The organism is Shewanella sp. MF05956 (assembly GCF_059758055.1).
In genome coordinates, this window is the sequence record NZ_JCAYNV010000003.1 from 105,669 (window position 1) to 127,767 (window position 22,099).

The following is a 22,099-nucleotide window of genomic DNA, read 5'->3' on the forward strand; positions in this document are numbered from 1 at the left end:
GTAGTATGCGTTTTGCCTGTTCTCGCTAAACAAATACAACAAAAACACATTCAAAAACATATCGTTATATTTTACCTGTAAATTAAAGCCCCCAAAGCTTAATCACTTCATTAACGCTGTTAATCGGCGCTTTAAGCAAAAAGTCACTTTGTTCACCGCCATGTTTTATGTCTGGATTTACGGCAATGCCGTGACCAAAATTGTTAATGGTAACGAGTTCGATAGACGCATTGTTTTGATCATCTTTCCAACGTGAAATACTGTAACCAGATTCATTTGTCACCGTTGGCTTAGCATTAGATTGAGTTAACACTTGCCATTGAGATGCGAGCATTTTTGCATTGTTCGCACTGACAACATTGTCACTGTCACCTGTCCAGATACTTAATGAAGGCCAACGGGTTTGCGTAGGATGTATAGCTTTGGCAAATTGGGCTAATTCTTCAACTGACTGCGCAGGCCCTTGTTTCATACAAGAGATGGCTTTGATCAAATTGTCGGCACAGGGATAGGGCAAACCAGCAATGACCGCACCGCTTTGAAACAGATTGGGGTAATTGACCATTGCAGCGCTCGCCATGGCGCCACCTGCTGATAACCCGATAACATAAACATGCTTTGCGCCTAGTTTTTCTTGAGTAGTGACTATCATGTTTTTTATCGATAACATTTCACCACTGTCTATTTGAGTATCTTGACTTGCAAACCAGTTGAAACAACCCTTTACGTTATTGTCATAGCTTTGTTGTGGCACTAAAACCGCAAACTGATTCGCTATCGCTAATGATGTTAGGCCGCTTTTGTTGGCCAACTCAACACCGTCTTGAATACAACCATGCAGTAACACCACTAAAGATAAATCCCCAGCATGAGAAGCGTTTGAGCCTTGCGTCACAGGAAGATAAGAGCTTGTTAGCGCACCTGGATTATCACCAAAATCGGTAAGAGGGGTATAAGGCGTGTCGGTTGCTTGAGCAGACTGCATTGAAAGAAAACAACCCAGTAAAAGCAGCGGCATAGTGAAGCTGTATTTTTTATTGATCATTTCAGCGGTTTCCAAATTTAACATATTAGTAACTTGCAGAATTTTGCGCCAAACAGCAATGGCACTTTAGATCCACATGAAAATTAATGTCGGTATGTTGATGAAAGGTAGGGCAATAAACGCGGAACTTTGAGCGATTTAGGATTTTGGGGCTAGACAATGTGAATAATAAAATGGGAGTAAACCGGCAGGCGAGCTATTCGGTATTCGGTGCTAGGTACTAGGTGCTAGGCATTTTAAGCAAAAAAAACGCGAAGCCATTAGCTTCGCGTTTTAGAGCATCGATTTGTTAATTACTTAACAAATTCAACGCCTAATTTGATGTCACCTTTAAGGGTGTCTAGCATTGCATCGCGAGCGTTAGCTTCAAATGCGCTGATCTCACCATAAGGTAATACTTTTTCTACGCCGTTTTTGCCAAGTAGAATTGGCTGAGCGAAGAATGTAGCGTGCTCACTGCCGCCGTCAACATAGGCACATTCAACCACGTTGGCTTCGCCTTGTAGACCACGTACCAATGATAAACCAAAGCGACATGCTGCTTGGCCCATTGATAATGTTGCGCTACCGCCACCGGCTTTAGCTTCAACAACTTCAGTACCCGCGTTTTGAATGCGAGTTGTCATTGCGGCAACTTCTTCATCAGTGAAAGTCACACCTTCAACTTGAGAAAGTAGTGGCAGAATAGTCACACCGCTGTGGCCGCCGATCACGTTAACTTTAACGTCAGCAACGTTTAAGCCTTTAAGCTCAGCGATAAAGGTTTCGCTGCGGATAACGTCAAGCGTAGTGATACCGAATAAACGATTTTTGTCATACACACCGGCATTTTTCAATACTTCAGCAGCAATCGCTACCGTGGTGTTAACTGGGTTAGTAATAATACCTACTAATGCTTTAGGGCAAGTTACAGCCACTTTTTCCATTAGGTTACGTACGATACCCGCGTTGATGTTGAATAGATCTGAACGATCCATACCAGGCTTACGCGCAACACCAGCAGACATTAACACGACGTCTGCGCCAACTAATGCAGCCGTTGGATCTTCACCAGCAAAACCTTTTACTTCTACGTCTGTTGGGATGTGACTTAAGTCAACCGCAACACCAGGAGTAACAGGAGCGATGTCATATAGAGACAACTTTGAGCCCGCAGGCAGTTGAGTTTTTAACAGTAAAGCTAGCGCCTGGCCGATACCACCAGCAGCACCTAATACAGCAACTTTCATAATTATCTCCATCAATTTATGCAGTTTGTGACATTGATCTAAATTGTCGTGGCGTCACATTACTGCATCGTCACAATAATTTCAATTATACGTTAGTGGACAGCCGTAAATAAGTGAGCGCTAATAAGGTTTAAGCTGAAATTTGTGCATGAATTATGCTCAACGTCATCCTCATTATGGAGCGAAATCCCTTATCAATATCACTACTTTTGTTGGCAACTGCCAGTCATTTTATATGTATAAATATGCACCACCTGTTCGATTTACCCTGCTAACAAAGGCACGGTAAGCCATTGTTGTCAGCGCCATGTTTACTTACTGACGCAATCAACCCCCGTTAACGCGCATGTTATACCGTGTGTTTGGTCATACACTCTTACTAAGCGGTGTCATTTTGGCGTACACTAAAGCTGCCGCGGGCGAATAAATAAAAAATTCAATAGCCACTGCCGCATTCCTCAATATCCAATTACTGACGAGAATTTCATGATAATAAGAGCTGGCCAACACGCCGATTTACACGCCTTAGTTAATTTTAATCAAGCCATGGCAATGGAAACCGAAAACCTTACTCTTGATGCCGACAAACTCACTCTAGGAGTTGAAGGTTTGCTAACTCATCCTGAACGGGGTGTTTATTTAGTCGCTGAAGTAGATGGCGAAATTGTCGGGTCGCTGATGGTGACTTACGAGTGGAGCGATTGGCGCGCCAGTAATTATTACTGGATCCAAAGTGTGTATGTTCGTCCGCAAAACCGTCGCCAGGGTATTTATGGCAAGCTCTACCAGGCAGTTAAAGACTTTGCCGCAGCCAATGGTGGCACAGCTAGCTTCAGATTATATGTTGAACATGACAACGCCGTTGCTCAAAAAACCTATGAGTCTCTGGGCATGCAGCAAAGTCATTATTTGATGTATGAAGAAAATACCAAGTAAAACGGTTGAAATATCTACCTAACCACCCGCAAAGTCAGCACTTAGCCGGTGGTTATATTGTGTACCAACCCGCTCTCAGGTTACCTAGATTGAATTTAAGTTCTGACGTTAAAGCGCATCATCACTGGTGCGTGGTCGGTACTGTCACTGTCGCGCTCATAATCTGGGCGAACCAGATGTCTGTCGAAGGTTTGATAATCAATGATATGGGCTAAATTTTGCTGTTGAGTCGGGTTAAACTCGCTTGAGACTAAAATGTAATCAAGTACCGATCCTGTATTGCCATAATAGTGCGCAGCTTGCCTTACAGCATGTGGTTCGTCATCAAGCAATGAAGCTGATTCAAACTCATCTTGCGCCAAAGTGGCATTGCATTTAGTTGCCGCAATAAACAACTCATAACTGTCGAACAAACTGCTTTGATGTAATTCTGCCATTAATGAGGTTTCACCAAGCTTGGCTAATTGCGGGTCTTCAATGTCACTGCGAAACACCCGCAGTTGATTATTAAATGCCGCTAACAGCTCGCTGCCTAAGGTGTCATTAAAGTCGCCCATTAACAGAAACGGTTGCTGGGCTTGTTGGCGCCTCATGAGCATTTGATGGCATAACAATGCTGACTCACTGCCGCGCTGTAAACTTGAGGCCCAACGTCCAAGCACCTGGCGTGCAACAAAGTCTGGTCCACCTTGTAAACCGCTCTCGCTAATATCATCACGGCTTACACCGCTGCGTTTTGATTTAAGGTGAATAACATAACAATCGCACGGTCCAAATACCGGTAATTGAATGGTGGCTCGTAAAGGTTTGCGGCTAAAAGCAAAGGTATCGGCTAAACCTAATTGAGCAATCCATTGCGGATCTGGGCTGACATTAACTGAATCCACAATCGGGTATTTTGAAGCAATGGCCACCACAGGACTGCGATAAACATAATCGCTGATCACTTCTGGCTCATCTAAGGCCACAAAGTACTCATAGCCTAATGATTGAGTCAGTTTAGCTAAGGCATCTGGGCTAAATACTTCTTGAAAACCGATAATATCTGGCTGACTTTGATTAATAAAATCACTTAACCAGGCACATTTTTTTTGCCATTGCTTGTCGCTGTAAATATTTTCAAAATCATAAAACGCATAAGGCGGTTCAATAAAGTTAAATAAGTTAATACTCACCACATTAAAGCTAAGCTCAGATGCAGTAGGCGATGATGTGTCGTTTACGTTTAACATATGTTAATCCTAATAAAACCTCTTGCTAGGATACTGATTTGCGAGTGAGAACACCATGAGTAACAATACTCGATTTAGCTTATTAAGCCCTTATCGCGGCCTTGTAGATTTTAATCTAAAATAAATTGAACCGAATCCAAATCGCCGACGTAAAACTTACCAATGAATGAATTAAGCATTCTTGATTAATCAATAGCGATTAACCAATAGCGATTAACCACCAGTGATTAATCAATAGGACATTCGTTGCCATTAAATCTGACCCGATTTAACCCTATGTATGAAAGAGTCAACAACCTCCGTAAGACCATTTGGCTTATCCCTCACCCTGATAAGCCATTTTTTTACGGCGAAATTTGCCCAACCAAAACCAAACAATACTGATAGGGGATCAATGATGTTAGCCTTTAACACTGATAAACTACTTAAGTGCGGCTTGATTAACGGCGTGATTGTCGCGGCATTATTAATGAACCCAGCTTACAGTGCGAGTGAGGATAATATGTTATTTCGTTTTGCAGATAAGGATCATTTTGAACGTTGGCAGATCAATAATGACACCGTGATGGGCGGCGTATCGCAAAGTCAAATCAAGCAAAATCAACAGCAAGGCCTGTTGTTTACCGGCAATGTATCGTTAGACAATAACGGTGGATTTGCATCGACAGAGTCGCGTTTTACCCATCAAATATCTGCCGCATCAACACTCACCATTGCGGTTAAAGGTGACGGTAAGGTTTATCAGTTGCGTTTAAAAACGCCTCAACTGTCTTATGGTGAAGCGTACGTGGCTAACTTTACCACTCAAGAAAATACCGTTACTGAGCACACTTTTACCACCGCAGATTTTACTGTCAGCTTTAGAGGACGGGTTGTAAGCAACGCGCCGGAATTAAACTTGCTAGACATCGAGCGGATTGGGTTTCTCGTGGCACAAAAACAGCAAGGACCATTTGCAATTGAGTTACATTCTATTGCGTTTGAAAATAAACAATAATCACCCACGTATCGCTGAATTTAAAGGCTAAACATTGAAATTACCTGTGCAAATTAAAGGCATCATTTTCGACTTAGACGGCACTCTTGTTGAGTCGAGTTTAGACTTTGAGTTAATTCGCCAACAAATCGGCTGCCCAGAGGGTATCGACTTGCTCAAGTATGTCGACGACCTGAGCTGTCAAACCAGCCAGGCTCATGCCAATAACATTATTATTGAACATGAATACCAAGATGCCATAACAGCCAAGCCCATTAAAGGCATGGCCGAATTAATTAGTGCCATTGAAGCTGCAAAAATGCCGACTGCGATTGTCACCCGCAACAGTCTTGCCGCCAGCACAATGAAAGTAAAACAAAATGCTATCGCCATTGATAATGTGCTCACTCGTGAAGACTACCCCGCAAAACCGGCTCCAGATGCACTATTAGCAATTGCAAACCAATGGCAGATAGCCCCTGAGCACATTATGTATGTCGGCGACTATTTATATGACATTCAAGCCGCCAATAATGCCGGAATGATAGCCTGTTTAATTACCCATGGTGTTGAAAGCCGCTATCAAGATCTTGCCGACATTGTGATTGAAGAGCTCAATCAACTGCTGCCTTTCATCCAGTAATCTGGTGCTATTATCCTAGTCTGTTACATTTGAATGTGAGAATCCCATGAATCCAATTCACCCTAAAAAGTTACTCCACAGTAAATGGACCAAAATTGAGGTAGTTAATAAACTCAAACATTTTAGCGTAATAAAAGTGGAATATGACGAACAACAAAATGTCATTGAATGCATTATTCGCGCAGAAATGAACGCCGCTGAATTTGCTATCGAATGGCGCGATTTAAAAGACCCGCAGAAGTGGAAAATAGGCTGGCATTGAATTATTCACCGCACAGTAAATCACACGCCAAATCGTGTTGCTTCAAAACGATTTAATAGTCGATGTATCAGATAACACAGTAATAATGTGGCGACGATGGCCACTAAAATGCTGCTTATACGGTATAAGGCACTAAAAACAAGATCATTATTTGGCGTAAGGTACTGGCCAAATAATATGCCTAAGGTGGTCATGGCGCCAAAGCCGACTCCAGAGCCGCTGGCCTCTTTAACGTGCACCTGGCTAAATAACATCAAACCTATCCACAAAAGTGGCACGACAAAAAGTAGCATGCCAGACCAATCATAAAGCAATGCCTGGCCGACTAAACCAAAAATTACGCCAAATAAGGTCCCTATCGCACGCTTTCTGGCATAGCCCAGTGCCCCATTCCAATGCATGGGAAATAACAGTAATAACGTGGTGGCTTGGGCTGACATTGAATCTTGCAAATTAAACATCTGAAACACAATAAATGACGCGGTAGCGATAGAGGCACCCAATAATGCTTCGTGGCGCATACGATTAGGCGCTTTTACCACACTGGCCATTGGCGGCCTTGGTGCAACGTCTGGCCATAATGCTGTCATCGCATAGGCAATAATCACCGAGGCGAGTGTCGCCCAAAAGTTACTGAAAATGAGGTTGTTGATGTCCATGCCCGGATAACTGGCAAAATGCAGCATAATGCTTAAGCTAATCACGCCATTGGCACCGAACAAAAATAAACTGCCACGTGACATGGCGGCAAACCGATACAAAAACAATAAAAAAACGATGGGTAACATGACCCCAGGATGACCGCCAAATAAGCCACCGAGAATACCGACTTCAAGCCCAGCCATAACCGACGAAGCCAACAGTTGTCGCATGGCATGAGCGTTCATCACCGGAACTAATCCAAGTAATAACATCGGCGTGACCGTAAAAAACACCCCATAATTTAGGTCGAATAACTTACAAATCGCAAACCCCAGTGTGGCACCGGTAGCAATGCGCAAACATTGGCGTAAATCATTGGTAGTTAACGGACTATGACGTAATAACATCTGCATACCTTCAAGATACGTCACGACAAATACTAAGCTTGCCGCGACTTTAGTGGCGCAATAAGGCGAGTAACAACATCGATATTTTGATCGGGATTAATAACTTGGCTCGGGATTAATATATATAGTGCAGCACGCTAATCAGCTTAATTTGTACTTTGGCTAAAAAACCTAGCACCACATTATTAGGGACTAATTGCACAGTGGCGCGGGCACCGGCGGGTAAGGTATTAACCACTTGATGATCGAGAGCCAAATGCAAACGTAAACGCTGAGCATCACGCACCCAGCGCGCCGACGCCTCTGGCGTGGCTAAACGCCCATTCGCATCAAACTGCCCTGCACTCACTCCAGCATCGACATTGCTGACTTTGGCTTGATATAAACGCCCTGGTTGACCGTCAAAAGTAATATAAGCGGTAGATTGTGACTCTATTCCTCTTAAACTTTTTTCTCTAAAGTCGGCAATAATATCGACCTTTTCAGATACCACAGCGAGCAATGGCTGACCAACTGTGGCAAAACTGCCGACTTCTAGTTGTAGATTAGTGACCACCCCATTTTGATCGGCGCGCACCTGGGTGTATGACAGATTTAACTCGGCCTGAGCGAGACGATTTTGAGCTTGGCGCATTTTTAGATTCTCTGCACCATCACGCCCACGACTTACCACCAATTGACTTAGACGCGCATTGGCTGCCATTAAGTTAGCTTCTGCTGTTGAGGCGTCACTTTGTGCTTGATCGGCTAATTGCTGCGACACACCACGGCTTGCATAAAGTGCATCAAGCCGTTTGGCCTCGCTGCGTTTTTGCTGGGCACTACTTTGCTTAGCGTTAACATCGGCTTGAGCAGCTAATATCTCAGCATCGAGCTCAGCATTGTCTTGTTTGGCTTGCTCTAGCGCTAAATTGGCTTGCTCAACAGCCAGTTCATATGGCGCGGAGTCGATACTAAATAACACATCACCTTTAGCGACCACTTGATTGTTTGCCACGGCTATCGAGGCAATTTTACCGCTGACTTGCGGGGTGACTTTGGTCACCATACGAGTTGCCATTGCCTGTGGGGTCATTGGCATCATGGCGTCGGCAAACATAAAATAGCCAAACACTGATACAAACAGAAATATGGATATTTTAACGAGTCGTGCAAATTGTTGATCTGGGGTCATATACTTTCTCATTACTCACTTTTGCCTATGCAGCTACGCAGAGGTTTTATCTAATGTTGCCAGCGCATTCGCACTGATTTGACTGATAGTGCGTTCAAACTCGTTGAGTTGTTGCTGGCTAATGCCTGCTAATAAATTACGTCGCACTAACATGATTTTACTTTCCATCTGCTTAAGCATCTCAATCCCATCTGGGGTTAAGCTGACAATGCGTGCCCGTTTATCTTTTTCGCAGCAACGACGCTGCACATAGCCCTGCTCTTCTAATTGATTAAGGGTGCGCATTAATGATGGCAATTCAATTTCCAACGCATCTGCAAGCACCTTTTGACTGACGTTGTCGCCTAAGCGCAATAGCTTCCATAATGCGGTCCAGCGCGGATGAGTGAGACCTAGCGGGATTAATTCTGCATCCGCAGCAGTTCGCCATAAACGGTGCAATCGACCTAAATGTTCAGCAAGAGACAGTTCTTTTAATCTTTCTAATTCTGGGGACATGAGATGCACCTATTTAGTTAGCGTGCTAAGCATTATAACTAGTTAGCATGCTAAGTAAATAGCTTTATCGAATAAGATAAACCGCGTTGTAATAACAGAGTAAGCTTAATAGTGATGTCATTTAGACATTTAAATGTCTAAATGACGCATTTGGATACGGTGATTTAGACACTGAAACAAGCCGCCGGATTGGCATAACACTAGACTCAAGTAACTCAAGTAAACAAAAAAAGGGCCTTGATGACCTTTTTATGATCGACGTAACCTCTTTGTTCTTGTTGTTAGATTCACATTTGTCATAATGATAACCACTTAGTTTCTATTGGAGTTGGTCATGGCGTTAAGTCAAACAGATCTCACTCGTATCGCCCTTGATATCACAGCAAATTTATCTAATCGCGATCGGTTTTCACGCTTACTGACCACTCTTAGAGAGACCCTAGATTGTGATGCGGCAGCATTATTGTCGTTTCAAGGTCATCAATTTACCCCGTTAGCTATCGATGGTCTCAGTGCAGACGTACTCGGACGACGCTTTATTGTAAATGAACATCCAAGGCTTGAGGCCATTGCACGAGCTGGCGATGTGGTGAGGTTTCCTGCCGACAGCACACTGCCCGACCCTTACGATGGCCTTATTCCTAATCTGGAAGGTGATTTAAAAGTGCATGCTTGCGTGGGATTGCCACTGTTTGCAAATGAACAGTTAATTGGGGCGTTAACCATTGATGCGTTTGACCCAAACAAATTTGATCAATTTACCAATAATGAGCTGCGCAGTATCAGTGCTATTACCGCAGCATCACTGAATAATGCCTTGTTGATTGATAAGTTAGAAAAACAAGCTAACAACCTCACAATTAGCAGCACTAAACCAACTGGACAATTAGATACTCAAACCGAAATTATTGGTCAAGACGATAATTTTATTGCCTTACTGAACGAGGTCAACGTAGTTGCTGCTACAGAATTAAATGTACTGATTTTAGGCGAAACAGGCACAGGTAAAGAGCTCATCGCCAAGGCGGTACATTTACACTCACCAAGGGCAAGTAAACCTTTAGTGTATTTAAACTGCGCCGCATTAGCAGAGTCAGTGGCCGAAAGTGAATTGTTTGGCCACGTAAAAGGCGCATTTACGGGGGCCATTAGCCATCGCAGTGGCAAGTTTGAAGTCGCCGATAAAGGCACATTATTTTTAGATGAAATTGGTGAATTACCACTAAATTTGCAAGCAAAGTTACTACGGGTGCTGCAATACGGTGATTTACAAAAGGTCGGTGACGATCGCAGTTTAAAAGTGGACGTAAGAATTATTGCCGCCACCAATAAAGATCTTAAAAGCGAAGTCTTAGCAGGACGTTTTCGTGCAGATTTATACCATCGATTAAGTGTATTCCCTGTTGTTGTACCGCCACTTAGGGAGCGCCCGCAGGATATTCATTTATTGGCCGGTTTTTTTGTTGAACGCTATCGCCAACAGCTGCAACTCAGCCATTTAGGCTTAGATACTGCTGCGCTATCATTACTGAGCCAATATGACTGGCCAGGTAACATTCGCGAACTTGAACATGCCATTCATCGCGCGGCGGTATTGGCTCGTTCAGCTGGCGTGCACAATGGCATGTGCATGATTCAACCTCAACACTTTGAGTTTGCTCCACATCACGATGAAAAGGTGCTACCGCATAAAAATATCGGCATTAAACAATCATTAACATCTTTACCACAAATGAACTTACGTGATGCAACAGATCAGTTTCAACGTCAGTTTATTGAACAAGTACTGGCCCAAACTGAGAGTAATTGGGCTGCGACTGCACGCAGCCTGCAGCTTGATTCTGGCAACTTACACCGTTTAGCTAAACGCTTGGGATTAAAATGATTAAAGTGCAAAAAAATCAGTTGAGTTTTTAAGTTTAATAAGTGACGATGCGCGCTATAACACCAATTCGATTAATGATGTGATCATTCAGAGAATAATTGGAATTTGCATGGCACAGTATAAATAGTCAAGCTTAGCAAGATATTGTAACCTGACTAATATAACGTCTATTTTTAGGAATAATGTACCCCTTATGATGATTTCGTTACGCACAGCATTCGTAGCCACGACTGCGATATTATTAAGCTTCTCAAGCACTGCGGTTGAATATCGTTTACCGACTAATGGCAGCAAATTAGTGGGTGAGAACCAGTATTATGTGGTTCCACAAGAAGGCAAGCTCACACTAGAGCAAATCGCTGCCAAATTTCAATTAGGCTTAACTAACCTTACCGAAGCCAACCCGGGTGTCGATCCATTTTTACCAAAACCAGGTAGCACGTTAATTATTCCTCACCAGTTAATTCTGCCAGACACTAAGCAAGAAGGCATTGTGATTAACTCTGCTGAAATGCGTTTATATTATTATCCTAAGGGTAAAAATATTGTTGAAGTATTGCCTATTGGTATTGGCCAAATAGGCCGTGATACTCCAGAAAACTGGGTTACCACTGTACAACGTAAACGCGCCAACCCAACGTGGACGCCAACGGCAAATACTCGTCGTATTTATGCCTCTAACGGCATTACCTTACCCGCAGTGTGGCCAGCTGGCCCAGATAATCCAATGGGGTTATATGCACTGTATGTCGGTAACCTATTTGCGGTTCACGGTACTAACGCCACATTTGGTATAGGTTTACGTGTTAGCTCTGGTTGTATCCGTTTACGCGACGAAGACATTAAACACTTATTTGAAACTGTGCCGGTTGGTACTCGTGTTGAATTTTTAAATAAACCGATCAAGGCAACTGCGGAGCCAGATGGCAGTCGTTATCTTGAAGTGCATGAGCCATTGTCTAAAACTCAAGCTGAGTTTGATTCAAAAGAGCCAGTGGCATTAACGTTAGACAAAAACATGACGCGTTTTCTGGCTCACCCAGAAACAGACTCAACAACATTAAAACGTTTATTAGAAAAACGTACCGGCATGCCAACACGCATTAATCCATAAATGCTCTTGGCCTTCATAGGCAAAGTGTATTAACAAAAATGGCTTGATTACTCCGGTTTAGCGGATGTTAATCAAGCCATTTTTTATTTTTGACGTTTAAATGTCTACATTCACTCAAGGAGTTTACTCAATCAAAGTATCATGCTAATCAAAGTGTTATGCCTATCAAGGTCTTAGTTCAATATCTTGCTCATTGGTTTCATCGGTATTGAGTGTATCACCTAGAGTTTGATTGGTTTGCTCCAATGCATGCAAGTCTTCCATCGCGGTATTGATATCAGTTTGTCCTGCACCAATAAGCTCTTCGCGCTGCTCGACAAATGCACTTTGCTGCTCAACATCCTGCATTAATAATGCAGCATCATCTTCGGTTATATCACTTGAGGTTTGCGGAGACTGACTGGCTTGGTTTGTGACAGGATCAGGCGACACATTTGGCGACATGATGACTGAGTTTATTTGCGGTAAAAATAGAATACCCGCAACAATAATGGCTCCAGCCAAAGCAGCATAAGCCCATTTAGGAGATGACGCAGATTTGTTTGAGTCGGTCATGGCAGGCATATTAACCGCGGTAGAGCCCGCTTCTGGCTCTGGCAAGACTGATGCCTCTGGCCCTTTGGTGCGCATACCAATAAACTGGCCGCCATCGTAAATTTCCATTTGATGACTCGACACTTCGCCGTCAACGACGCCAGAACTGACAATGACTAATTTATTACAGTGTAATTTACCTTTAAACACACCTGAGACGCGCATTTCCTGACAAAACACTTCACCTTCAACTTCGCCGCCAACAGCAATCTCAATTTGATGACTTGAACTAATTTTACCTTTGGTTTTGCCAGCAATCATTGCAGGACCACGAATGCTCATATCGCCCGCTAATGACATGTCAGCACCTATGTAGGTTATCCCCTTATTCTTATTATTCACTTAGCATCCTTTTCGGGTTTGAGTAGGGCGTGTTTATCTTTGTTTATTTTTTATGTTGAAAGCTAAAATGGCTTTAGGCAAGGCGGATAATTGTGGGCATACTTGCTCTACGTCGAGATTATTCAACGCGGCATAAAGCCATTTTAGCCTCAACCCTACGGGCAGTGGCTATTTTCCAGCCATACTGCCCACAAATTCACTTATTTAGCAGGCTAAACGGCGTTCATTTGCGATTGTCTGACAGAAAAATTGCCGACTGCATAATTTATCAACAAAGATAAACACGCCCTTGGGTTAATAAATTGTTACAGGCAACCATGAATCTTAAAGTAAATATGCAGCATAATAAAGCCTACGATTCATGCTATATTACCTAGATCAACAATTTGCCTTTTGTGTTACGTTTATATCCTTATGTCGACATCCGCTAACAATAAATCCAGCTCCCCATCGGTAATTGCACGCTCAAATGCCGCTTTATCTCAAGTCGCAACGGATTCGCCATTACAGGCATACCAAAAAGCATTAAACGAAAACCTGCAACAAGACCCCGCACAGCAGCAAGTATTGTTGGCATTAGAGGCGCTTTATCAACAGCATATAACCACAACATCAGCCGTAAAAGGCTTGTACATGTGGGGTGATGTTGGCCGGGGGAAAACCTTTTTAATGGACTTGTTCTATCAGTGCATTAATCAATACCATCTCGGTAAGCAATACCATCGCGATAATCAAGCACCGATTTTACGTCTGCACTTTCATCGATTTATGGCCATGATCCACCAGCAACTTAATCAAACATCTGGGATCCGCGATCCTCTCACCCATATTGCCAAACAGATCGCCTCGCAATATCAACTCATTTGTTTTGATGAGTTTTTTGTGTCAGACATTGGTGATGCGATTTTACTGGCGCGGCTGTTTGATACTCTGTTCCACTCGGGGGTAACCTTAGTGGCTACGTCCAATATTCCAATTGTCGACTTATACAAAAACGGTTTACAGCGCGATCGTTTTTTACCGACAATCAATTTACTGCAGCGTTTTACCCAAGAGATCCACCTTGATGGTGATAAAGATCATCGCATGACTCTGGCAGCTTCGCGGCAGCCCCATCAAACATCATTAGCCTGGATTTCGCTGCCATCAATTGAAGAAGCTGATGGTATCTTTACTCAAATGAGCCAATTATTTAGCCATACCAGTGTGCCAAAAATCTCTCAACAGATTTTATGGATCTGCCAGCGCGACATTGCTATCGAAGCACGGCATGACCGACTTGGCTGGTTTGAATTTTCTGCATTATGTGAAGGCCCAAGATCAGCATTAGATTACATAGAAATTGCCAGTCAATTTAGCTATGTACTGTTAAGCAACGTGCCACAGTTAGGTGGTCAAGTTCGCAGTTGGATTAGGGCGAGAGGCACTGAAGATGGTTCGCAAGCCACTGTAACCGGTGAGCGTCAATTAGCGTATGCGAGCGAGGACGATCCCGCGCGGCGCTTTATTAGTTTGGTGGATGAACTGTATGATCAAAAAGTCATTTTGATCATACACAGTCAGTGGTTGTTAGATGAGTTATATCTCGATGGGGCGCTATCATTTGAATTTAGGCGCACTTATAGCCGCTTAACAGAAATGAAGCAGTGGGCGATATCTGCAGCAAACGAGCACGCATAACGGCTCAATGACCCCGTTTGACGTACCGCGTCAATTTATGCAGCTTGATAATTTTCGACGTCACTAAAACGACGCAAAAAATTGTCTAACGCATCATTAGACGGGTATTCAAACTGGTATTTATTATGAAAAAACACCGTTAAGCTTACCTGTGCATCGGACAATACAATGGTATAACCGTCATGATCGGTTTGCGCACTAATGCCGCATAAATAATAGTCGTTACCAAAGACATTGTTTTTGGTCTCATCGTTGTCAGCCATACGTTTTTCACCGTATTGAGTCACTTTATTAAACACTTTTAACGCTCGGTGAATATCAATTTCATTTTTCATCATATACATCCGGTGAACTACACATATCCTACAATACGCTCACAACAACAATGCTGTCCAATTGTCTTAAAAAAATGCTTAAAACAGTTCCATTTCACCCTGCAACAAGGCAGAATCGCCGTACTTCATAACAGACAGAACCCAATACTATGCCTGATATTGTGATAGCTTTTTTTGCCCTCGGTTTGATCGCGGGGTTAATTAAGTCAGATTTAAAAGTCCCCAAAGCCACCTACGAAACCTTGTCTATTTTACTGATGTTAACCCTTGGCCTCAAAGGCGGTATGGCGTTACACGGTGAAACCGCCAATCTAGCAATATCTGAATTACTGGCTGTGATCGCATTAGGATTTATTATCCCACTGAGCTTGTACCCTCTTTTACGCAAACTCATTAAATTACCGCAAAAAGAAGCCATTAGCATTGCAGCCCATTATGGATCGGTGAGTGCGGGAACTTTTGCTGTAGTGATGGCGATGGTCGATAAATCGCAATGGCCATTACGCCCTGAAACGACCTTGTATTTAGTGTTACTCGAATTGCCAGCCATTATCATTATGTTGTGGCTACATCGGTACTTACAGGCTAAAACCGCTAGCAATGAAGTGCACTCGTCTGCAGGCAGTATTTTGCATGAGGCTCTCACCAGTCGCGGGGTCGTATTGCTCTGTGGTGGCGTTGTGATTGGCTGGCTATATGGCACCAGTGGCATGGCGCCTTTAACACCAATGTTGCTTGCAGGATTTAAAACCTTGTTAGCCTTGTTCTTACTCGAAATGGGGATCAGTACGGCTAAAGTGTGTTTTCCTATTCCGTATAAACAATGGCGTTTATTGGCTTTTGCTGCGGTGGCACCGTTTGTGTTGGCATGGGTTGGTATCGGATTAGGCTTTGCGCTTGAGTTGCCCTCTGGCAGCATTTTAGTATTAGCCGGATTAAGTGCCAGTGCCTCATATATTGCCGCTCCTGCAGCAATTAAAGCCGCTATCCCAGATGCGAATATTGGGCTGGCCATGTTGGCATCACTCGGAATTACGTTCCCAGTAAATGTGCTTATTGGCTTGCCACTTTATCAAATGTGGATTGAACAACTCTTGATGTAATGGCTTATCAAAATAAAAGGCCCACTCACAAATATTTTCAGTGGGCCTGTTTATTTTATCCACTTAATCGCTTTTATGATGCTTCGCTTTTTCGATAAACATGGCTTGATCGGCAAGTGCGAGGTATTCACATAAATCCATATCTTGTTTCGCATGACGGCTCACCACACCTCGGCTATAAGCTAATGCATAAGATTTACCATTTTGTTGGTTGTGTTGCTTCACTAAATCACTAAAGCGTTGTAACAATGAGTCGACAGAGATCTGCTCACTCTGGCTAAGTAAGACCACAAACTCATCGCCGGCAAAGCGTGCTATAACATCCGACTCTCTAAAACAGTCAATCAACAAATCAGCAAAACACTTAAGAGCAATATCACCTTCTTCATGACCAAATTTATCGTTAATTTCTTTGAAATAATCGAGATCAAAAAAGATGAGATTTGTGTTTAAGCCTAGTCGGTCAGTATTGGCGAGGGTTTTCTCTGCTAATAATTCAAACCCACGTCGATTAGAAATCGCAGTGAGTGCATCCAATGTATTTTGCTGAATCGATAACAATTCACCTTCAACTAATCGGCCTAAATCTTCTAAAGCTTGCTCATCTTCCAGGCTAAATTCCTTGGGTTTATCGTCAATAATACACAATGTTCCCACCCGCATACCATTTGGCATGGTTAACGGAAAACCGGCATAAAAACGAATATTAGGCGCGGCAAGCACCAGCGGATTGTCAGCAAAACGGGGATCATTTAAGGCATCTGGCACAATCATGACTTTAGGTTGATTAATGGCATGGCCACAAAATGAAATATCTCGGCTCGTTTCGCATACATCTATGCCTTGCACCGATTTAAACCATTGTCGATCGCTGTCGATCAAATTTACTACACTAATCGATACCGAAAATAGGCGTCGTGCGAGTCGGGTAATACGATCGAAACGTTCCTCAGCCATAGTGTCGAGTATACGCAACCCTCTGAGGGTTTCGAGTCGCGAGTGCTCATTTTCAGGTATCGGAGCTAACAGCATTAATACCGCCTTTGACTAAAACAGATGCCCTAATCAAAGCAGTAAAATGCTGCTATTTCAAGCTAAAACCTGTTTAGACAGATAATATTTCATTATAAATTTCAATGACAGCGTCGGTTTTTTGTTCCACTACGTGATGAGGTAACTTACCGGGTAATTGTTGTAACGTCAGTTCATGGTTTTCATCACGTAGCCAACAATATGTTTGCGTTAGGTGCTGCGCGTGCATGACCGGGATTAACTCTAAGTCCGCTAGCACCTCAAAAATCCGCACATTGTCAGACCAAATGGTCAATTCTTGATGTTGGTGTGCGTAAGCAAGGACTAAATATTGGGCAATAAACTCGATGTCGGCAATGCCACCCGCACTTTGTTTAAGATCAAACAGCCCGGGTTCTGCGTGCAATAAATGATCGCGCATTTTAGTGCGCATATCGCGTACGGCCTTTGCAAGCTCAGTTTGATCACGTTCAAGTTGTAATATTTGTCCGCGGACTTCACTAAATCGCGCTGCTAATACATTGTCTCCAAATACAAAACGTGCCCTAACCAATGCTTGATGTTCCCATGTCCAGGCTTCGGTTAATTGATATTGGCCAAACTGCTCTATTTCGCTCACTAACAATCCCGATGCGCCCGATGGACGTAAGCGCATGTCGACCTCGTATAACTCACCCGAGGTAGTACGAGTGGCAAATAAATGCACGATACGCTGAGCCAGTTTTAAATAAAAATGACTATTATCGATTGGTCGTTCACCATTGGTGCTACCCGCACCGCTATGACCATGCAAAAACACCAAATCTAAATCTGAGCCGTAACCCAGCTCAATACCACCTAACTTACCATAACCTATTACCGCAAAGCCCATGTTACTTGGGCTTGTGCCTTCTGGCACACCATGTCGAGCTGCAACCTGGTGCCAGGCTTGTAGCACGACCTGTTCAATAATCGCTTCTGCCAAAAAGGTTAAATGATCGCTCACTTGCATCACTGGCAATACACCTGTGACATCGGCGGCGGCAATTTTTAACTGCTGTGACAGCTTAAACTGTCGCAGTGCTTCCATTTGCTGTTCCATGTCATCTTCTGGCACGCGCAGTAAATATTGGCGTAACTCACTTGGATAATCATCAATGGAGGTAATATCGTATAGCTGCGATGGGTCAATGAGCTCATCAAGCAGCATGGGGAAGTTAGCCAGCTCTCGCGCAATCCACGGACTGGCACAACATAAACTCACTAATTGCTGCCTTGCTCCTGGGTTTTCACATAACAATTCAAGGTAGGTGGTGCGGGTTAAAATTTTATCCAGTACGTTAGATACCGGCTTAAATGCCAAACTTGGGGTAGATTGATTAAATAACTCTTCAAGCAATTTTGGCATGAGTTTGTCTAAGGTTTCACGGCCACGAGGGCCAATTGAGCGTTTAGACACGGTTTGACGCCAATCACTTAACATTGGCCAAAGCGCTTCATCTTCGATTTGCTGCTCTTGCAGTAACGTTGCGGCATCATCGTCTTGTTGAATATTCCAAAACAAAGATGACCAGTGATCGTTGTAATCTTGATTATCACTGCCACCCACAGTGGCATTAAAATGGCCGTGAATGGTAGACATCGCATCTGCAATTTGTTGCCGTAATTGCGCTTCATCGGCAAGATCGAGCGGTACGCACAATCGTTGCCAATCAAGATCGTTATTGGGTAACGTTTGCGTTTGCTTGTCGTCGATGGCTTGTAATAAGTTTTCCACTCGGCGCAGTAAAATATAGCTGTGTTTAAGCTCATCGACTGCGAGATACTCTAATTGCCCGAGGCTATATAAGGTATCGATGGCACCGAATAAACTTTGTTGGCGTAACGCGGGTTCGCGGCCGCCACGGATTAACTGAAAGCTTTGCACCACGAACTCGACTTCACGGATCCCGCCAGCGCCCAGCTTAATGTTGTCGGTTAATTGCCTGCGTCTGACTTCTTGGGCAATCAGTTGCTTCATTTTACGTAATGATTCAATGGCAGAGAAATCGATATAACGTCGATAAACAAACGGGCGCAATAGATCATGCAGTTCGTCGCAATAACCACTCCACGGCCCCAGTACACGGGCCTTCACCATGGCGTAGCGTTCCCAATCACGCCCTTGCTCTTGGTAATAATCTTCTAAACCACTAAAACTGACGACTAACGGTCCGCTTTCGCCATAAGGACGCAGACGCATGTCGACACGAAATACAAAACCGTCAACGGTGACTTGGTCAAGTATGTTAACGAGTCGCTGACCCATTTTGATAAAAAACTGTTGATTAGCTTGAGTACGACGTCCGCCGACCGTCTCGCCATGTTCAGGAAAGGTAAAGATTAAATCGATGTCGGATGAAAAATTAAGCTCACGGCCACCCAGCTTGCCCATGCCCAATATCAGTAACGGCTGCGGCTTACCCTCAGCGCTTGTTGGGGTGCCAAATTGCTTGCACATGTCTTGATAGACCCAATCGCGGCCTGCAATAACCAAGGCTTCAGCGAGAGAAGACAAATCAAGTAACGATGCTTCAACTGCGGCGTAGTTTACAAAGTCGCGCCACGCTAACCGTACCATTTGCAGATTACGATAACGTCGTAAAACAGATTTTGCTTGTTCTTCTTGAGTAATGTCTTCTAAAAGTGCATGTAATTCGACATCAAACTGACTGCGTATAACGTCTTCTAATAATCCATCAAATAGCTTGGGGATCCATTCAGGATGACGACATAATTGCTCAGCAATAAAATCACTTAGGCCAAACACTAACTTTAATTCCTGTTGTTGCTCGGCAGTCAATGCTGTTTTAGCGTCGGGCCAAACTTCGCAAAGTCTTAACCAGTAACGATCTGCTGTTTCCACTAGCGCTGCAGATAACACCTTGTTACTTTGGTTTTGCATGGCAATTAATATCCCTAAAGAAAATGAATGTTGGACATATTATGTCGTGAATGCTATATCTAATGATCAGTCTATTGATGCAGATTAATATCATTGACATCAAGATTACTATAACCTGTGTCATATTGAATTAGCACATGAAAAATCTACATTTTGGAGAAAACATGGTAGGTCACCTCCCCCGTGTACTCACATTGATAACCGTGATGATTGTTGCACTGGCCCTAAGCGCCTGCGGCGACGACAGACCGGAGCAAATTGCTAAGTACCAGCAGTTAACGCAACAGCGTCTTGAGTTACTTGCTACATCGCTTAAAGACGATCAATTACGCAACGCCAATCTACTGAAGCAATACACCAGTATTTTAGCCAAGCGTCAGCCTGATCTCACCCCTTTGCTTGATGAGCTTGCCAAAGATGCAGGCACAGACGGACCTATGTTCCAGTCGCTAACGCGTCGTTATAAAGATCTGGGTAATAGTGCAAACTTTGTCGACCTAGATCAGCAGTTGGCCGAGGCGCAAAATATTTATCAAGCCGCCGACACGAGCTTATATAACGACATGTTATCTGATCCGGTTAACGTGGTTGCCGATATGTCTAAAGGCCAATTAGCCCGAGTCAATGCTATTAGCCGTGAAGCTGAAGCACTGGCCAATGGTACTGATGGTAGCGGTGCGGGTAGCCAACTTGTTGGCAACCCGGCTTATGGCAGCTGGCAAAACAACTCAAGTGGTATGTCTATTTGGGCTTGGTACGGCATGTATGCGATGTTCTCAAACTTTTCGCGCCCTATCGGTTATGACAGCTGGTCAAATCGTCGCGGTTACAGCTATTACAACGATGTTGGCCGTTATCGCTACACATCGCCAAAACAAGCCACCTCACAAGCTAAAACGTTTGAACAAACGAAGAAGCGTTTTGACAGCCAAGGTAAGCGTTTTGATAGCCCTTACGCTAAAACTCGCACAGGCTCAACAACCTTGTCGCGTCAGAGCGCTAGCGCACCAAAACCCAGTAGCACGACTCGTACGGCAAGCTCTAGCAGCAAGTTTCGTTCGAATTATTCTAAAGACAGCAGTTTTCGTAACTCAAGCAGCCGCACTAGTCGCGGTGTTAGCCGTGGTAAATAGGTAAGGACTCCCCATGACATTTTTTCAAGAATATGGCTTAACTCAACCACTGGCGATCATCTTAGCAATCGACTTAAGTATCGCCATTGTGTTACTGGCATTGATGCGTTACTTACAGGGTTGGAGCATCAAAGTGAACAGCAGCGCCGAATTGGCTGAGCGTGATAATTTTGCTTTTGGTATTAGCACCGCCGGTGCTGTTGCCGCATTAGGCATTGTACTCACGGGTGCCATTACCGGCGAAGCCGCACCATCATACCTAACCGAAGCCATTGGCATGTCGGCTTATGGTTTGTTTGGTCTAGTGCTGATTAAGCTAGGTCGCTTTTTACATGACAAAATCGCGTTAAACGAGTTTGCTAAAAATGCAGAGATTTTAAAAGGTAACGTTTCTGTTGCTATCGTTGATGCCGCAGCAGCCATTGCCACTGCGATTATTATTCGCGCGGTGCTGATGTGGGCAGAAGACATCACCCTCGATACCTTCATCGCTATTTTCAGTGCGTTTTTAATCTCACAACTCATATTGGTATTGTTAACCCGTTTACGTGAGCGTCGTTATGCTAAACGTAATCAAAACGCATCGATGCAACAAGCATTAGTACAAGGGCAAACAGCCTTAGCACTGCGTCACAGTGGGTACATGATTGCCATGGCATTAAGCTTTAATGCCGCCAGTCATTTTATTATTTATCAGCCAACGGCTTACGTAACCAACATTATCGGTTGGTTTGTATTCTCGTTAATTATGCTTGTCGCACTGTCTTTACTCATTGCCTTAGTGAAAAAACTGGTTTTAGCGGGGATCAACCTGGCTGAAGAAGTTGAAAAGCAACACAACATTGGTATTGCCGCAGTAGAAATGGCAATCAGTATTGCTGTTGCGCTTATTTTAACGGCGTTGATGGCGTAAT

20 protein-coding genes are annotated in these 22,099 nt (G+C 43.7%); 10 read left to right on the forward strand and 10 right to left on the reverse strand.

Translation table 11 applies throughout. From position 1 onward, the window contains the following. Positions 1-82 precede the first annotated feature (82 nt). Complete coding sequence (locus tag AC19MX_RS04135; protein WP_498296598.1) at positions 83-1,069, reverse strand: extracellular catalytic domain type 1 short-chain-length polyhydroxyalkanoate depolymerase; 987 nt, start codon at positions 1,067-1,069, stop codon at positions 83-85. A gap of 269 nt (positions 1,070-1,338) precedes the next feature. After that, positions 1,339-2,274, reverse strand: a complete 936-nt coding sequence (mdh, locus tag AC19MX_RS04140) for a malate dehydrogenase (RefSeq protein WP_432399898.1) — start codon at positions 2,272-2,274, stop codon at positions 1,339-1,341. Between the two features lie 486 nt (positions 2,275-2,760). Between mdh and AC19MX_RS04145 the strand changes: the two genes are divergently transcribed. Next, positions 2,761-3,210: a GNAT family N-acetyltransferase gene (locus AC19MX_RS04145; protein ID WP_498296600.1), complete on the forward strand. Its 450-nt coding sequence runs from the start codon at positions 2,761-2,763 to the stop codon at positions 3,208-3,210. Positions 3,211-3,305: 95 nt separating this feature from the next. On the opposite strand, the gene AC19MX_RS04150 is transcribed toward AC19MX_RS04145, so the two are convergent. Beyond that, a complete protein-coding gene (locus AC19MX_RS04150; protein ID WP_498296601.1) occupies positions 3,306-4,442 on the reverse strand; it encodes an endonuclease/exonuclease/phosphatase family protein in 1,137 nt (378 codons plus the stop codon). A 394-nt stretch (positions 4,443-4,836) separates the two neighbouring features. Between AC19MX_RS04150 and AC19MX_RS04155 the strand changes: the two genes are divergently transcribed. Genes AC19MX_RS04155 through AC19MX_RS04165 form a run of 3 tightly spaced genes read left to right on the forward strand, consistent with a single transcriptional unit; the run spans position 4,837 to position 6,323 of the window. Continuing rightward, positions 4,837-5,439: a CIA30 family protein gene (locus AC19MX_RS04155; protein ID WP_498296603.1), complete on the forward strand. Its 603-nt coding sequence runs from the start codon at positions 4,837-4,839 to the stop codon at positions 5,437-5,439. Positions 5,440-5,473: 34 nt separating this feature from the next. Further along, positions 5,474-6,061, forward strand: a complete 588-nt coding sequence (locus tag AC19MX_RS04160) for an HAD family hydrolase (RefSeq protein ID WP_498296605.1) — start codon at positions 5,474-5,476, stop codon at positions 6,059-6,061. Between the two features lie 46 nt (positions 6,062-6,107). Further along, a complete protein-coding gene (locus tag AC19MX_RS04165) occupies positions 6,108-6,323 on the forward strand; it encodes a TIGR02450 family Trp-rich protein (protein ID WP_498296607.1) in 216 nt (71 codons plus the stop codon). Positions 6,324-6,343: 20 nt separating this feature from the next. Here AC19MX_RS04165 and AC19MX_RS04170 read toward each other — a convergent pair whose 3' ends face one another. From AC19MX_RS04170 to AC19MX_RS04180, 3 genes are all read right to left on the reverse strand, one after another. Continuing rightward, positions 6,344-7,372 (reverse strand): DUF2955 domain-containing protein, encoded by a 1,029-nt coding sequence (locus tag AC19MX_RS04170; protein ID WP_432400131.1) that lies wholly within the window; start codon positions 7,370-7,372, stop codon positions 6,344-6,346. A gap of 115 nt (positions 7,373-7,487) precedes the next feature. After that, positions 7,488-8,546: an HlyD family secretion protein gene (locus AC19MX_RS04175; protein ID WP_498296609.1), complete on the reverse strand. Its 1,059-nt coding sequence runs from the start codon at positions 8,544-8,546 to the stop codon at positions 7,488-7,490. A 33-nt stretch (positions 8,547-8,579) separates the two neighbouring features. Continuing rightward, the gene (locus AC19MX_RS04180) at positions 8,580-9,044 is read right to left on the reverse strand and encodes a MarR family transcriptional regulator (protein ID WP_498296611.1); all 465 of its coding nucleotides are present in this window, start codon (positions 9,042-9,044) and stop codon (positions 8,580-8,582) included. Between the two features lie 334 nt (positions 9,045-9,378). Between AC19MX_RS04180 and norR the strand changes: the two genes are divergently transcribed. Both norR and AC19MX_RS04190 read left to right on the forward strand, forming a co-directional pair. Next, positions 9,379-10,929 carry a nitric oxide reductase transcriptional regulator NorR gene (gene norR, locus AC19MX_RS04185; protein ID WP_498296613.1) on the forward strand — a complete coding sequence of 517 codons (1,551 nt, stop codon included), beginning with the start codon at positions 9,379-9,381 and terminating at the stop codon, positions 10,927-10,929. Positions 10,930-11,125: 196 nt separating this feature from the next. Continuing rightward, a complete protein-coding gene (locus AC19MX_RS04190) occupies positions 11,126-12,043 on the forward strand; it encodes a L,D-transpeptidase family protein (protein WP_432400132.1) in 918 nt (305 codons plus the stop codon). Positions 12,044-12,208: 165 nt separating this feature from the next. On the opposite strand, the gene AC19MX_RS04195 is transcribed toward AC19MX_RS04190, so the two are convergent. Then, the gene (locus AC19MX_RS04195) at positions 12,209-12,979 is read right to left on the reverse strand and encodes a bactofilin family protein (protein WP_498296615.1); all 771 of its coding nucleotides are present in this window, start codon (positions 12,977-12,979) and stop codon (positions 12,209-12,211) included. 414 nt (positions 12,980-13,393) lie between these two features. Between AC19MX_RS04195 and zapE the strand changes: the two genes are divergently transcribed. Beyond that, complete coding sequence (zapE, locus tag AC19MX_RS04200) at positions 13,394-14,659, forward strand: cell division protein ZapE (RefSeq protein WP_498296617.1); 1,266 nt, start codon at positions 13,394-13,396, stop codon at positions 14,657-14,659. A 35-nt stretch (positions 14,660-14,694) separates the two neighbouring features. Here zapE and AC19MX_RS04205 read toward each other — a convergent pair whose 3' ends face one another. After that, positions 14,695-14,997 (reverse strand): DUF3081 domain-containing protein, encoded by a 303-nt coding sequence (locus AC19MX_RS04205; RefSeq protein WP_432399911.1) that lies wholly within the window; start codon positions 14,995-14,997, stop codon positions 14,695-14,697. A gap of 146 nt (positions 14,998-15,143) precedes the next feature. Here AC19MX_RS04205 and AC19MX_RS04210 point away from each other — a divergent pair, with 146 nt between their 5' ends. Then, complete coding sequence (locus AC19MX_RS04210) at positions 15,144-16,097, forward strand: sodium-dependent bicarbonate transport family permease (protein WP_498296619.1); 954 nt, start codon at positions 15,144-15,146, stop codon at positions 16,095-16,097. Positions 16,098-16,160: 63 nt separating this feature from the next. Here the strand turns inward: AC19MX_RS04210 and AC19MX_RS04215 are convergent, their stop codons facing one another. Beyond that, positions 16,161-17,129, reverse strand: a complete 969-nt coding sequence (locus AC19MX_RS04215) for a GGDEF domain-containing protein (protein WP_498296621.1) — start codon at positions 17,127-17,129, stop codon at positions 16,161-16,163. Positions 17,130-17,202: 73 nt separating this feature from the next. Further along, complete coding sequence (gene glnE / locus AC19MX_RS04220; RefSeq protein WP_498296857.1) at positions 17,203-20,058, reverse strand: bifunctional [glutamate--ammonia ligase]-adenylyl-L-tyrosine phosphorylase/[glutamate--ammonia-ligase] adenylyltransferase; 2,856 nt, start codon at positions 20,056-20,058, stop codon at positions 17,203-17,205. Positions 20,059-20,216: 158 nt separating this feature from the next. Here glnE and AC19MX_RS04225 point away from each other — a divergent pair, with 158 nt between their 5' ends. Further along, the gene (locus AC19MX_RS04225; protein WP_498296623.1) at positions 20,217-21,185 is read left to right on the forward strand and encodes a hypothetical protein; all 969 of its coding nucleotides are present in this window, start codon (positions 20,217-20,219) and stop codon (positions 21,183-21,185) included. Positions 21,186-21,198: 13 nt separating this feature from the next. Beyond that, positions 21,199-22,098 carry a DUF350 domain-containing protein gene (locus AC19MX_RS04230; protein ID WP_432399915.1) on the forward strand — a complete coding sequence of 300 codons (900 nt, stop codon included), beginning with the start codon at positions 21,199-21,201 and terminating at the stop codon, positions 22,096-22,098. Position 22,099 lies beyond the last annotated feature (1 nt).

Excerpts from the sequence above, each read along its gene's own strand:
- AC19MX_RS04190 (WP_432400132.1), top strand. The coding sequence starts at position 11,126 with ATGATTTCGTTACGCACAGCATTCGTAGCCACGACTGCGATATTATTA.
- zapE (WP_498296617.1), top strand. The coding sequence starts at position 13,394 with ATGTCGACATCCGCTAACAATAAATCCAGCTCCCCATCGGTAATTGCA.
- AC19MX_RS04170 (WP_432400131.1), bottom strand. The coding sequence starts at position 7,372 with ATGTTATTACGTCATAGTCCGTTAACTACCAATGATTTACGCCAATGT.
- AC19MX_RS04150 (WP_498296601.1), bottom strand. The coding sequence starts at position 4,442 with ATGTTAAACGTAAACGACACATCATCGCCTACTGCATCTGAGCTTAGC.
- AC19MX_RS04215 (WP_498296621.1), bottom strand. The coding sequence starts at position 17,129 with ATGCTGTTAGCTCCGATACCTGAAAATGAGCACTCGCGACTCGAAACC.
- AC19MX_RS04135 (WP_498296598.1), bottom strand. The coding sequence starts at position 1,069 with ATGTTAAATTTGGAAACCGCTGAAATGATCAATAAAAAATACAGCTTC.
- AC19MX_RS04180 (WP_498296611.1), bottom strand. The coding sequence starts at position 9,044 with ATGTCCCCAGAATTAGAAAGATTAAAAGAACTGTCTCTTGCTGAACAT.
- AC19MX_RS04230 (WP_432399915.1), top strand. The coding sequence starts at position 21,199 with ATGACATTTTTTCAAGAATATGGCTTAACTCAACCACTGGCGATCATC.
- AC19MX_RS04205 (WP_432399911.1), bottom strand. The coding sequence starts at position 14,997 with ATGATGAAAAATGAAATTGATATTCACCGAGCGTTAAAAGTGTTTAAT.
- AC19MX_RS04175 (WP_498296609.1), bottom strand. The coding sequence starts at position 8,546 with ATGACCCCAGATCAACAATTTGCACGACTCGTTAAAATATCCATATTT.
- AC19MX_RS04165 (WP_498296607.1), top strand. The coding sequence starts at position 6,108 with ATGAATCCAATTCACCCTAAAAAGTTACTCCACAGTAAATGGACCAAA.
- AC19MX_RS04225 (WP_498296623.1), top strand. The coding sequence starts at position 20,217 with ATGGTAGGTCACCTCCCCCGTGTACTCACATTGATAACCGTGATGATT.
- AC19MX_RS04210 (WP_498296619.1), top strand. The coding sequence starts at position 15,144 with ATGCCTGATATTGTGATAGCTTTTTTTGCCCTCGGTTTGATCGCGGGG.
- norR (WP_498296613.1), top strand. The coding sequence starts at position 9,379 with ATGGCGTTAAGTCAAACAGATCTCACTCGTATCGCCCTTGATATCACA.
- mdh (WP_432399898.1), bottom strand. The coding sequence starts at position 2,274 with ATGAAAGTTGCTGTATTAGGTGCTGCTGGTGGTATCGGCCAGGCGCTA.
- AC19MX_RS04155 (WP_498296603.1), top strand. The coding sequence starts at position 4,837 with ATGATGTTAGCCTTTAACACTGATAAACTACTTAAGTGCGGCTTGATT.
- AC19MX_RS04145 (WP_498296600.1), top strand. The coding sequence starts at position 2,761 with ATGATAATAAGAGCTGGCCAACACGCCGATTTACACGCCTTAGTTAAT.